This is a genomic window from Pseudomonas sp. NPDC087639, assembly GCF_044743385.1.
Classification (GTDB): domain Bacteria; phylum Pseudomonadota; class Gammaproteobacteria; order Pseudomonadales; family Pseudomonadaceae; genus Aquipseudomonas.
The window spans coordinates 94,617-108,716 of the sequence record NZ_JBIUWI010000009.1; the positions used below are offsets into that span (position 1 = coordinate 94,617).

6 protein-coding genes are annotated in these 14,100 nt (G+C 59.7%); 1 reads left to right on the forward strand and 5 read right to left on the reverse strand.

The window, feature by feature from the left end:
- Positions 1-41: 41 nt before the first annotated feature.
- Positions 42-7,103, forward strand: a complete 7,062-nt coding sequence (locus tag ACIOVB_RS06645; protein ID WP_401266002.1) for a TcdA/TcdB pore-forming domain-containing protein — start codon at positions 42-44, stop codon at positions 7,101-7,103.
- 79 nt (positions 7,104-7,182) lie between these two features.
- Here ACIOVB_RS06645 and ACIOVB_RS06650 read toward each other — a convergent pair whose 3' ends face one another.
- The 5 genes from ACIOVB_RS06650 to fis all read right to left on the reverse strand — a co-directional run.
- Positions 7,183-7,779: a MarC family protein gene (locus ACIOVB_RS06650; RefSeq protein WP_187678526.1), complete on the reverse strand. Its 597-nt coding sequence runs from the start codon at positions 7,777-7,779 to the stop codon at positions 7,183-7,185.
- 64 nt (positions 7,780-7,843) lie between these two features.
- Positions 7,844-10,621 (reverse strand): response regulator, encoded by a 2,778-nt coding sequence (locus tag ACIOVB_RS06655; RefSeq protein WP_401266004.1) that lies wholly within the window; start codon positions 10,619-10,621, stop codon positions 7,844-7,846.
- A gap of 99 nt (positions 10,622-10,720) precedes the next feature.
- Complete coding sequence (purD, locus tag ACIOVB_RS06660; protein ID WP_401266007.1) at positions 10,721-12,016, reverse strand: phosphoribosylamine--glycine ligase; 1,296 nt, start codon at positions 12,014-12,016, stop codon at positions 10,721-10,723.
- A gap of 147 nt (positions 12,017-12,163) precedes the next feature.
- Entirely contained in the window at positions 12,164-13,771 is a 1,608-nt protein-coding gene (gene purH / locus ACIOVB_RS06665) for a bifunctional phosphoribosylaminoimidazolecarboxamide formyltransferase/IMP cyclohydrolase (protein WP_401266010.1), read from the reverse strand.
- Between the two features lie 82 nt (positions 13,772-13,853).
- On the reverse strand, positions 13,854-14,100 hold a 247-nt coding region (gene fis / locus ACIOVB_RS06670), incomplete at its 5' end, for a DNA-binding transcriptional regulator Fis (protein WP_401266013.1).

A 14,100-nucleotide genomic window follows, 5' to 3' on the forward strand; every position in this document is an offset into this window, starting at 1 on the left:
CTTGGCCCTGGAATGTTCTGTGGAAGTCATTGGGGTAAGTCATGTCAAATGTTGAAGGTGTGAGTAATGATAACTACGTTAACTTTTCTGAGCTGTTCAGGCGTGCGGATTTCGAGCGCACACTGTCGCTGCATAAAGAAAGTAAGCATTATGAAGCGCTGTTGCGCTATTACTCCGCCTGTGTGAGTGCCACCGATACGCAGCAGTTGATTGAACCACTGAGATTATTGCGCCAGACACTGGAACAACTGTTGGGCAATAGCCGAGTGCGGCGGGAGTTGGAACCGCCGGTGGCGACGATTGAAAAACCGGCCGCAGAGCTTTCGCGAATTTACGACAAAGTTGAAGCCTTCGAATCACGCGTTCATCTCGGCGTCGAACTGATTAAAACTGTACCGACACCCGTTCCAAAGACCCTGCACTTCGTCTGGCTCGGTGGTGGCGTCGGCCCCATCCAGCGTGACTACCTCAATGTCTGGAAACAGGTACTCACCGGGCAGGGTTACACCCTTAATCTCTGGTTCGACAGTGACGCGTTACTGGCGTATCAGACCAATAAACTGATTGTCGAGGCGGCCAAGACGGATGCCTTGGCGCAGGTCGCAGGTAAAACAATTGCCGAAGATGCACTGGCCGATCTTTACGAAGCGCGCGCCATTGTGCTTAAGCAGCAGATGCAGGCGCACATCGATGCCGCCGTGGCTAACGGTAAATCCGCCGATGACGCCCGCATCGATTTGCTGGTTAGCGCCTATGGCCAGGACGAGGCGCAACTGCAAGCACTCAGAGAACAAAATCGCAGCAGCTTGCAAGGCATGCTGGGGGGTGATCTGCAGTTGCGTGATCTCGACAACGCGACAACGCCATTACAACTGCAAGATATCTATGAACGGGAAATCCGCTTGCGCGGCAATCTGGCGGCCGCATCGGATGTCGTGCGTGCCGAAGTCCTGCACGGGGAAGGCGGCAGCTATGCCGATGTCGACAACTTGCCGCCTCTGGTGGAAAACCTGAGCGGTGTCGACCTCAGTGTTTTGAGCGTCGACGCCCGCCTGGGCATTCTGCAGTTGCTGCTCAATCACAACCCCGAATGGATGCCGGGCCGTCAGTCGTCCAACAGTTACGCCAAAAGCATTCCGGCAGAGCATCTTGCGACGCTTGAAGCGTTCGCCAAAAGCGGCCCGGCACTGAGTCAGGTTTTCCAGGCACCGACTGATTTGCTGGCGCGACCGTTCATGTTGCGTGCGGTGGCCGAAGGCAGTTCGACGACCAATGCTTTCTTGATGGCGCATGCCGGGTCGGCGACGCTGCAAGCGGTGATCGAGCGCATCCGCTTCAATTACCGGTTGGTCGACGAGACACTTCAGATGGCTGCGCAACGCAATGTCGCACCGACCGACTTCGACGGTGTGCTGCCACTGGCTCTGACCGTTTTGGAAAAAACCTACGGCCGGCTGCGCGAACTGCCGAATCAGGAGGAGATCCTCGCAGGCTTTCTCGCCAGTGCCGCCGCCAGCTACTTCAGTGACGGCATCCGTCCTCAGAGTGAAGGCACCATCTATCTGACCGGCCCCGGCGCGATACGCGACGGCATGGTCGATTACGCCAAGGCACACCTGACCCCCAGGCAGGCCGAGATGATCCGCGCCGAAGCGGCCATTGCGCGCTATGCGTCGGTCAACCGTGCCACCGAAGAAGAGCTGGATCACTCCTGGAAAGACAACGCGAACGATCCGGTGAAATGGGTGGAGGACGAGCAGGCGCGCTGGCAGCAAGGTCAGTACACGACCCGCTACAAGGGCGATATCGCACAGTTGCTCAAGGGCTCAATCATTGAGTTCGAACAAGGCTGGCCGTTGATTGAAGGTAGAGCGGTGCTATTGACTGACGTATTACAGCGTCTGGTCGACGGGCTTGGCGAACCGTTCACTGAGGCCATGCGAAAGGGGCATGATGGTGCAATCAGGTTCGAGAAGCTGTTGCCGTTGAGTTTTGCCGACCGTCAGTTGATCAGGAATCAGCCACTCAATGCGCGGCCACCGGTTTTTCTCAACGATCAGCGATTCCGGAGTCTGGGGCTGGATGAAGTGTTGAGTGCGCTGGCCCATGGCGAACTGTCTCTCGTCGAGACAACGCCACTGCAACGTCTGTCACTGGGCGTGTTGCTGGGGATTGATTCACTGCACAGCCAGAACTTCGACCGCTTCAGTGGCGAACTGGACAACCTGGCCAACAGTGTCCGTGAGTTGGGAGCTTCGAATCGTTATGCAGTCATTGAAAGACACCTCTATAGCCGCCGTGATGCGCAGTTTCTTAGCGGTCTTGCCGGCGATATCGCAGAGTCGGCCGCATCGATCAGCGCGCTGGATCTGAAAAAAGCCGCACTGATGAGGGCACAAACACTTCAGCAGTGGGGCCGATACGCCGCGCAAATTCAACAGACAGCCACCCTTGAGCATCGCTTGCAGATCAGCGAACGGATGGATCAGGTGCTCGGCCAGATCGAGGCCAACAGCGTAAAACCGGTGCCGCAGGATTTGTTACTGGGTGGCGCCGGCGAAGCCATCGGTGGGCGCTGTTATCCCTTGGCACTGATGATGGCCGCCGCTTTTGCAACCGGGGAAGTGGCTTCACATCGGTTGCGTGAACGTTTTTATCTGTCCGTCATTGAGCCGCAACAGAGTGATTCGCAGGCTTTCGTGCAGGTGCTGGAGGAGCTGCGAAGCGCTCAACTGAGCGAAGTGGGAACGACGCTCAGTCGTGCTGATCTGACACAGGTCACCGCTGCACTGGAGAACCATGCCAGCCCCCGAACATTAATGCTCAACTCTGACAACCACTCGATGCTGGTGGCGAAAACCGTTGTGGGTACGCAAGCCCTCTATCATTTTTACGACCCCAACTTCGGTCTGTTCGAATTTGAAAGCCCCGCCATGTTCAAGCGGGCGCTCGAGCACTTTTTTCTGAAAGTGGGCATGGCCAAATACTATGCCTCGTACGGTGGCAGTGTCCGTCCGACCTTCGATCTGATTGAACTGGATGGCGCAAAAGTAGCGGCCTTGCCATTGTCCGGCGGGATCGATGTGGCGAAAGTGCTGACGAACGATCCGCTCCCGGGTCAACCGCCAGGCAAGCTGCGTCAGCGCCTGAACAGTGCCCATGGTCGATCGCTGGTCGACAATTCGCATTTGGGTGCCAGCTTGCTTGGGCTGGATGGCCATTGGTGGGGGCAGCAGATCGCCGGCGCTACCACTGCGCTGCAAGAGCTGCATCCCTCGGTCACGCCGTTGGTGCCGTTGTTCGAAACGCTGGAGATCACCGCCGAAGGCAAATATCGGCTGAGCCTCGTCGACCCCTCGATGCCCGAACACGTGGTTCAAGTGGTCAGTGATGACCACCGATTGTTGCGGATCAAGAACTGGCTGTCCGAGCAGTTCTCCACTCTGGCACGCAAACCGATCGACAGCGTCGGTGTACTGGACCCTACCGAGGCCGGCGCTGTTCATACCCTGAACGCAGGGTTCTCGATTCAGGCACTGATGAATGCCTTGCGTGGACGTGAAGGCGAGGATCGGACGCTGACCACAGCGGTGCGCCTGCACGCCTACCTCAATTACGCGCAGTTGGTGCATGGCAATGTCGTAGACGTAGTCGGTCTGATTCAACTGGTCAAAACTGCGCTGGGGGAGGAGAAGATCATCGCCCGCACCTGTGCCTCGGTCGTCACCGAAGCGTTGGGACATGCGGCCAATGAAGGTGTCGGCGCCGTGCTGGGGCTGGCAAACGTTGGTTTTGATATCTACCAGTTGGCGAGCGCACAGAACGACGTCGAAAAAGCACAGTTTGGGACACAGTTGGCCTTTGACTCGGCCAGCCTGGCATTGACTGCCGGGGGGGTTGGTGCCGCCGTGGCAGGCGCATCCACCGCCGCTGCAGTGTTGGGTGGTGCCGGCGTGATTCTGGGCGGGCTGGCGGTCGGTGTCGCGGCGCTCGCCCAAGGGTTTGCCGGTATTGCGCGCAACGCCCAGGATGTCGGGGCGTTTTTTGCAGACATGGAAGGCGCCTATCGCGGGCTCGGTTACCGCTTCGATGACGCGCTGGGGGCGTGGGTCGCGCACCCGTCGCTGATTGTCAAAAGCATTGATCTGACCGCTGGCAAGGTGCTGTTCGACAGCCAGAAGCTCTACCCATTGCGCGACCATTTCGGCGTCCCGGATTTCGACTCCGATTACGATCGGGCGGTCAATATCCGTCAGCAGTTAGGCTTGCCCGGACAGGTCCAGTTCTTACCGGCTGCCAGACAAACCATCGTCCTGCCGTGTACGCCTCAGACTTGTTATGGGTATGAGTACAAGGCGCTACCATTTGCCTCTTGGCGGCATGATCGCGGTTTCGATACCGCCCGGCGCCTGGAGAGAAAACTGGCAGATGGTCAATGGCTGTTTCTGTTTTCGTTTTACTCGTTTCCTTCGCATTACATTGTTCATCGTCTGTTTCCCGAGTATCGCGACACCGTCATCGACGTTCACCTCGATGCGGTCGAACGCACCTTGGTAGTGCCGTTGCTGCCGACTGCCTGGCGGGGCAAGGTGTCATATCGGATCTCCAGCGCCGGTGCGTCCTGTTCCGTGCTGCTCAATCACGGCGCCAGCATCGAATTGCACACGCCGAGTCAGAAGCAGGGCCGCTGGGTGCTGCAGGCTGGCTGGGCCAATGAAGAGAACATCCGGGTCGAGCTGTATGGCGAGCTGTACATCGGCGATGTTCACCTGAAGATATCCGGCCATGGACGCCACTCGGTGTTGATCCGTACGGCCAATCAGCAACTCTTCAGCGTTGACTTCGGCAAGCGTCAGCTGAACATCATTGAACAAAGCGCGCATGAAGGGCTCGATGAACAAGCGTTGCTCGAACACTACAAAACCCTCGCCCGAGAGCATCGTCTGGTGCTGCCGTATACACCGGTTCATAACTGGTTGATCCCGTTCGAATCGCCGCAGGAGCCGCGTTACACCACCGCCTGGTATGACGCCCGGGAAGAGCGCTTTCTCTATATTCGCAACGAGAAAATCGCCGATACCGAGGACGCGCAACTGGCCTTGGTGGCCAATGGATTTGCTTATTTCTACCTGGCGGACAGCTACAACATCTGGCAGGTCGATGTGGTCAGCGGGCTGCTCAAGGTTCAATACCGGTTGCTGGTGCCGGAGGGCGAAAGTGCGATTGGCCCCGTCGAAGTCGATGAGCACGGCGTGATTCATTTGATACAAACCGTCAGCAGCCCTTATGGCACTCGCCGGTTCAATTACCTGATTCATCAGGAGCAGTTGCTGCTGAGTTCCGTCAACCATGCAATGGCGCGGGAGCTGCAGGCGAGCGTGTTCGCCCACGAGTCGCTGGCCGACTGGTCGACGGTGCTGGGCAAATACACGATGGCTCGTCCCAGTGCGGAACGGGACGGTGCGACGACGGTTGACTGGCAGCCGGCGACTTACGTTTCGGTCAGTTGGAAATTCGAACCGGACAGACGTGACATCGTATGGGTTCGCAGCCGTGATCGATTGTTGATCCACCCGTTGCCGCTTCCTCGCCATGCCCGTGGCTGGCCCGACTCGATCAAGAATCTGACCGAGCTGGTGCTGCTGCCGATGACGGGCGCAAGCGATGTGTATTTCATCTACAACCGCCTCGACCAGGTTCTTTGCCGACTGCAGCGCGACGTGGCGCCGGGCAAGCAGCAGTGGTCGCATCGTTGGGTCGAACCAGAAGGGCTCAAGCAGATTGTGGCGGTGGAGAACGGCTACCTGATACTGGATGAAGAGGGCCGACTCTTTAACCTGACCGCACAAGGTGAGGCACAATTGCACGGTGTCGGCGAGCAGTGGCTCAAGGGGCGTGCACATTGGTGGCAGGCACTGGAACCGATTTCCAAACGTTACCCGGTGGAGCGGTTTGCGATTGTCGGATTACGCAATGCCGCCGGTGATGGCCAACTGAGTGCCTGGCATATGAGCAACCGCGTGCTGTTATGCGATCCGGGGCGCGACAAGCCAGTGCGCGTGCTTGGCATGGCGCCGGATAATCGAACGGCCTGGTTGTTCAGTGTTTCCGATGGTGAAATCTGGCGTCAGGCGTTCGTCGATCCGCAGCAGCTTGATCGCGCGTTTGGCGAGGGTCAGCAGCTATTGCACCGCGATGCTTTACCGGCTCCCGAGCGGGTGTGGAGCGCCTGGCATTTTGCCGAGGTGACAGTCGATGGCGCCGGGTTACAGGGCACCACTGTTGAGGGTGTCACGTTGCGACTGGGTCATCAGCAGGCGCCGGTGGTCATCGGTGTTGAAAGTCGCTGGGTGACTGCGCAGGGCGCGCCTCTGATCGAACGCCTGCAAACCTTGTTGGCTTGTGCCGATCATGGTGACTTCGTATCCGTGGCGTCCGGGCCAGATCATTTGCAATGGTATGACGTGAAAAGCGCCCGACTGGTGAGTATTGCCGCCACCGATTTACCCACGGACTTTGTAATGCTGGGCACCCGGAATCAGTTCAAGGTGTTGTTGCATCAGCGCCGGGAGGGAACGGTGCAGGTTTATCCGGGCAAGCACAGCATCGGGCCGTTCGATTACATCCAGCGCGATGGGCACGTCTTGACCGTTGAAGGTCATAACAGAATGAATGATCTGCTACCGCTGCTTGCCGATGACATCAATACGTTGGTTGTGCGACTGGGGCAGGGCGGCGTGACCTGTCATTTGTCAAAGGCTGCCTGGCAGAGACTGGATGCTGTCATCGTCGATTGCCGGCATGCGCTGGGAGAAGTGCCGGCAGTGCCGGGCAAGTTGCTTTGGGATTTTGAATCGCCGGAAAAGCTGCTGTTCGAGATCGTTGAGGAGCATCTGGTGATCGTTGACCCTGAGAGTGAACACTCGCTGATTTTCCGTGATGTGTGTTCCCCTGATCCGGCGTTGCGCGGTGAAGTGTTCCTGGCGTTTGGCAAGCAGCAATCCCACGCTATTTCTGCGTGGGTGCAGCGGTTGCAGGCAAGGACGGCACGCACGGCCAACGTCACCCCGCAAACGCTACTCGCAGAGCCGGCCGCCCGCTAAAACCGGCGGATAACAAAACGCCGCGAACGGTATCGTTCGCGGCGTTTTACTGTCAGGCGACTCTCGCAGGCGCCGAGGCTCAGGGCACCAGATAGCCTTTGACCCCGGTGAAGATGATCTGCGCCGCCAGTGCGCAAACGAACAATCCCATCAAGCGACTGACAATCTGCAAACCCTGGTCGCCGAGAATCCGTTCGATGCGGTTGGACAAGTACAGCACCACACCCACGGTAAAACTGGCCAGCGCAATACTCATGATTGCCGTGAGCTTGTCGTCCCAGTGCGGCTGGCTGACGCCCATCACCAGCAAGGCACCGATGGTACCGGGGCCGACGGTCAGCGGAATGGTCAGCGGCACGATAGTCACGTCCTGCTGCACGTTGTCGCTTTGCACCACCGACTTGCCTTGCGCCATGCCCAGCGCCGAGATGAACAGCACACTGCCGGCGCCGATGCGGAACGCATCCACAGTGATGCCGAACACATCGAAAATCACCCGCCCGAACAAATACAGCAAAACGCTGGAGACCAGCGTGGCGATGGCCACTTTCCAGGCCAGGCGGCGTTGCTCCTTGCGCGAATAACCACGGGTCAGGCTGATAAAACAGGACAACACGAAGAACGGGCTGTAGAGCACCAGCATCTTCAGGTAAACGCTGAATAACACGTGGAGCATGGTGCACGCTCACTGGCGAGGGAAGTCGTGGGGGAGTCTATCAGGCGCTACCGGGTCTGTCGGCTCACGACGGTTGCGTGGTCGTCCGATTCTGCTCATCCCGCTGGGCGACCCAGTGTTCGATCAACTCGCGCAATTGCGACAACTCGACCGGCTTGGACATATGCCCATCCATCCCTGCCTGGCGTGCGCGTTCCTTGTGTTCGGCGAGGATGTGCGCCGTCAGCGCAACGATCGGCGTGCGGATGCGTTGGTTGCTGACTTCCCAGGCGCGCAATTGCTGGGTCGCGGAGAAACCGTCGAGGATCGGCATTTCGCAGTCCATCAACACCAGGTCGTAACGCTGGGCTTTCATCGCTTGCAGCGCTTCTTCCCCGTTGCTGGCGGTGTCCGGTTGCAGGTTGAGCTTGCCGAGCATGCCGCGAATCACTTTGGTCGAAATCGTGTTGTCTTCGGCGACGAGGATGCGGAAGTCGCTCGGCACTTTGGCCGCTGTGGCCGGGGTGAGCACTTGCGGCTGGAACACCACCTGGCCTTTGTTGCGCTGGTTGAGTTCGTCCGCCAGGGTGGTCTTGAGGGTGTAGCCGGCCACGGGTTTGGCGAGGATGCGTTTGATTCCCGAGTTGCGCGCAATGATCTTGCTCGGCGCGTTGCTGATGCCGGTGAGCATGATCAGCAGGATGTCGTGGTTGAGGCTCGGGTCTTCCTTGATCTTGGCCGCGAGCTGCATGCCGGTCATGCCGGGCATGTTCTGGTCGAGCAACACCACATCGAAGTAATCGCGCAGGTGCGCCTTGGTGCGCAGCAGGGCCAGCGCTTCCTTGCCCGATGGCACGGCGCTGACGTTCAGGCCCCAGGCGCTGCACTGCTGCACCAGCACTTTGCGGCAGGTGTCGTTGTCATCGACCACCAGCACCCGCGCGCCTTGCAGGGGACTGTCCAGATCAGAGGTCGGGTGTTCGAGGCGATCAGGGTCGAGCGGCAGGGTCAGCCACAAGGTGCTGCCCTGATTGGCGCCGCTCTTGATGCCGAATTCACCGTTCATCAAGCGGATCAATTGCCGCGCTATCACCAGCCCCAGATTGCCGCCCAGACGATTGGCCGAGAGGAAGTGCTTGCTGTGAAGTTCGGCGTGCATGAGCGCATCACGCTCCTCCTGTTCCATCGGCGCGCCGCTGTCCTGCACGGCAATGCGCAGGCGCGGTTTGCTGTTGCGCTCATCGAGGGCGACGACGATCAGCACTTCGCCTTCGGCGGTTTTCTTGAGGGCATTTTCCAAAAGGCTTAACAGGGTTTGACGCAGGCGGGTCGGATCGCCACTGATGACGCGCGGCACTTGCGGCTGAATGAAGCTGATCAGCTCGACGTTCTGCTGTTCGGCCTTGGCGCGGTAGATGCTCAGGCAGTCATCGATCAACGCGTTGAGGTCGAATTGCACGTCGTCCAGTTCGATCTGCCCGGACTCGAGCTTGGAGATGTCGAGGATCTCGTTGATCAACGTCAGCAGTTCGTTGCCGGCGCTGTGGATGGTCTGCACGTAGTCGCGTTGCTTGACCGACAACGGCGTGCCGAGCAGCAGTTCGGTCATGCCCAATACGCCGTTCATCGGCGTGCGGATCTCGTGGCTGATCTTGGCGAGGAATTCGGCCTTGGCGTTGATCTCGGCATTGCTGGCGGCGAGGTCGCGGCTGATGCTGAAGCGGCTTTCGGTGATGCTGCGCTGACGCTCGCCCAGCGCGATGCTCATCAACAGGCCGCTGATGCAGATGAACGCCATCAACGTCATGATCAGGCCTTGCGGTGCGACCAGTGTCAGCCCCAGCAAGGCCGGAAGAATGATCAATGTACCGATGTTGAACACCACCATCGCCGCGACGAACAGGCGTGCCGGGCGGTAGCCTTTCTGCCAGTGATAGAACGCGACAAACAACATGCTCAGGCCGGCCAGTGCCACCAGCGCGTAAGTGATGATGTTCAGCGGCAGGGTGTTGACGAACAACAGCAACAGACTGCAAATCACGATGAACAGAATGTCGCCCAGCAGCAGTTTGTTCAGCGGATGCGGGCCGAGTGGGGCGAAGAAGCGCAGTGCAAACATCAGCCCGGCCGGGGCTGTCAGCAGCAATGCCAGATAAGCGCCCGGGGTCTGGATCGCGTGCCAGTTCGGCAGCCACGGGCCGGCGAGATTGAGCAGCAGTAACAGGCTGAGCCCCAGCAGACCTTCGCAGACGGCCAGCCACAGGCTACTGCGCGAACGCGAGTAGGCATAGCGCACGAGGTTGTGCAGCAGCAACATGCCGAGGCAGCCGAACAGCAAACCGAAGATCAGCGTTTGATTGTGATTGGCCGCGCTCATCACGGCGGATTGCAAGGTGATGTGCGGGCGCAACTGATGGTCGGAGACCATCCGCAGATAGATGTCGAGGGGTTTGTCACTCTGGGGCAGTGGCAACAGGAAATCACTGCTTGGCAGCGGCCGTTCGGCTTGGGGCTGGCCGGTGCCGGTTTTGCGTTGCTCGATCAGCTTGTCGCCGTCCAGCACGTACAAATTCAGGTGGGACAGATCCGGGGCGAAGATGCGCAGCACTTGTTCGTGCTGGCCGGGTGCGAGCTTGAAACGCAGCCACAAAGCACCCTCGGGCCCGGCCGCGGTGAGGCGGTCAAGGTCGATAGGGCTGAATTGATTGATGTAGCGGGCAGAGCGGATGTCGCTCAGCTGAAGGTCGCCCTGATCGTCGAGCAATACCGACCAGCCACTGCCTTGCGTGGCCTGGGCCGGGAGCATGCAGAGCAAGGTCAGCAACGTGACGGTGAAGCTTATGGCAATCCTGAGCCAGCGCACGGCGAAATCCCTTCGTAGGTTGATGCCAGAATATAACGATGCGCGGCAGCGGAACAGCCCGGCGAGGGACTGCATCCCGCGCCGAACCTGAGCGACAGCTTACTCCTGGGTTTCGCCACGTTCACGGGCAATGGCGCGGTAGCCAATGTCCTTGCGGTAGAAGCAGCCTTCCCAGTCGATCGCTGCGGCCAGCTTGTAAGCCTGCTGCTGCGCTGCACCGACGCTGGCGCCCATCGCGGTGGCGCAGAGCACGCGACCACCGGCGGTCACGACCTGACCGTCCTTCAGCGCAGTACCGGCGTGGAAGACTTTACCTTCCAGGCTTGCCGCTGCGTCCAGACCGTTGATCGCCGCGCCCTTGGCGTAGTCGCCCGGGTAGCCGCCAGCGGCCAGCACGATGCCGACGCTCGGACGTGGATCCCACTGCGCTTCAACCTTGTCCAGCGCCTGCGCCAACGCCGCTTCAACCAGCAGCACCAGGCTCGACTGCAGACGCAGCATCACTGGTTGGGTTTCCGGATCACCGAAACGGCAGTTGAACTCGATGACTTTCGGGTTGCCGGCCTTGTCGATCATCAGACCGGCGTACAGGAAGCCAGTGTAGACGTTGCCTTCTTCGGCCATGCCGCGAACGGTCGGCCAGATCACCAGGTCCATTACGCGCTTGTGCACGTCGGCAGTGACCACCGGGGCAGGGGAGTAAGCACCCATGCCGCCGGTGTTCGGGCCGCTGTCGCCGTCGCCGACGCGTTTGTGGTCCTGGCTGGTGGCCATCGGCAGCACGTTCTTGCCGTCGACCATGACGATGAACGACGCTTCTTCACCGTCGAGGAACTCTTCGATCACCACGCGCGAACCGGCGTCACCGAAAGTATTGCCGGCAAGCATGTCGCGCACGGCGTCTTCGGCTTCGGCCAGGGTCATCGCAACGATCACGCCTTTACCGGCCGCCAGGCCGTCGGCCTTGATCACGATCGGTGCGCCTTTTTCACGCAGATAAGCCAGGGCCGGCTCGATCTCGGTGAAGTTCTGGTAATCGGCGGTCGGGATCTTGTGGCGTGCCAGGAAGTCCTTGGTGAAGGCTTTCGAACCTTCCAGTTGCGCAGCACCCGCGGTCGGGCCAAAGCAGTCCAGGCCACGGGAGCGGAACAGGTCAACGACGCCAGCGACCAGCGGCACTTCCGGGCCGACGATGGTCAGGGAAACGTTTTTCTCGGCGAAGTCCGCGAGCTGCTCAAGGGCCAGCACGTCGATGGCGACGTTCTCGCACTTGGCTTCAATCGCGGTACCGGCGTTGCCCGGTGCGACGAAAACCTTCTGCACGCGCGGATCCTGAGCCACTTTCCAGGCCAGGGCGTGTTCACGGCCACCGCTGCCAATGATCAAAACATTCATTTCAAAAACCTCAAAATTCTGTCAGGCGCTGCTGGAGCGCTTTATGTGGGAGCGAGCCTGCTCGCGAAAGCGGTGTGTCAGTCAAAACAGCTATGACTGACAGATTGCATTCGCGAGCAGGCTCGCTCCCACATTTGAACCGGTGTATCAGTGACGGAAGTGGCGCATGCCGGTGAATACCATCGCGATGCCGGCCTCATCAGCCGCAGCAATCACTTCAGCATCACGCATCGAACCACCTGGCTGGATCACCGCAGTGATACCGACCTTGGCCGCGTTGTCCAGACCGTCGCGGAACGGGAAGAACGCGTCCGATGCCATCACCGAACCTGCTACTTGCAGGCCAGCGTGTTCTGCCTTGATCGCGGCGATACGCGCGGAGTTTACGCGGCTCATCTGGCCAGCGCCGACACCGATGGTCTGACGGTTCTTGGCGTAAACGATCGCGTTGGATTTAACGTACTTGGCGACTTTCCAGGCGAAGATCAGGTCGTTGATTTCCTGTTCGGTCGGTGCGCGCTTGGTCACGACTTTCAGGTCTTCACTGCCGATCATGCCGATGTCGCGGCTCTGCACCAGCAGGCCACCGTTGACGCGCTTGTAGTCCCAGGCCGCAGCGCGGTCAGCCGACCACTCGCCACACGCCAGCAGGCGCACGTTGGCTTTGGCCGCGACGATGGCGCGGGCTTCTTCGCTCACGCTTGGCGCAATGATCACTTCCACGAACTGACGCTCGACGATCGCCTTGGCGGTCTCGGCATCCAGTTCACGGTTGAAGGCGATGATGCCGCCGAACGCCGATTCGGTGTCGGTGGCGTAGGCCAGTTCGTAGGCCTGACGGATGCCGCCTTCGGCGTCCGGGCTCACGGCCACGCCGCACGGGTTGGCGTGCTTGACGATTACGCAGGCAGGCTTGACGAAGCTCTTTACGCATTCCAGCGCGGCGTCGGTGTCGGCCACGTTGTTGTACGAGAGTTCCTTGCCCTGCAGTTGGGTCGCGGTGGCGATGCCGACTTCGGCCGGTTTGGCTTCAACGTAGAACGCGGCGCTCTGGTGCGGGTTCTCGCCGTAGCGCATTTCCTGAGCCTTGATGAACTGGCTGTTGAAGGTGCGCGGGAATTCGCTGCGACCTTCAGTGCTCAGTGTCTCGGCAGCCTGATTCACGGTACCCATGTAGTTGGCGATCATGCCGTCGTAGGCGGCGGTGTGTTCGAACGCCTTGAGCATCAGGTCGAAACGCTGTGCGTAGGTCAGGCCGCCGGCTTTCAAGCCTTCGAGGACGTTGGCGTAATCGCTGGCATTCACCACGATCGCAACGTCTTTATGGTTTTTCGCCGCCGAACGCACCATGGTCGGGCCGCCGATGTCGATGTTTTCGATGGCGGTCGGCAGGTCGCAGCCTGGCTTGTTGATGGTGGCTTCGAACGGGTACAGGTTGACCGCGACCAGATCGATCGGCTTGATGCCGTGTTCGCTCATGATCGCGTCGTCGATACCGCGACGACCGAGGATACCGCCGTGGATTTTCGGGTGCAGGGTTTTCACCCGACCGTCCATCATTTCAGCGAAACCGGTGTAATCCGCGACTTCCACTGCGGCAACGCCGTTGTCGCGCAGCAGCTTGAACGTTCCGCCGGTGGAGAGGATCTCGACGCCCAGCGCTTCAAGCTCCTTGGCGAATTCGAGGATCCCGGTCTTGTCGGAAACGCTGATCAAGGCGCGGCGGATCGGCAGGCGGGTAGTCTGGTCGGTCATCTCAATTTCCATCAAAAGCAAAGGAAGTCAGCAAAAATGGCGACCGGTTTTACGCGGGCGCCGTTCTGGTTTGATTGAATGCTTACAGCAGATCGTACTGCTTGAGTTTCTTGCGCAGCGTGCCGCGGTTGAGTCCCAGCAGCTCACTGGCCTTGGTCTGGTTGCCCTTGACGTAGTTCATCACGCTTTCGAGCAGGGGAGCCTCGACTTCGGAGAGCACCAGGTTGGACACAGCCGTGCCGGACGCGCCCTCAAGGTGGGCGAAATAATTGGGCCGCGCCCTCTCGACACTCCCGCGAAGGGTCTGGCCTACTTCGCTCGGAGTATTG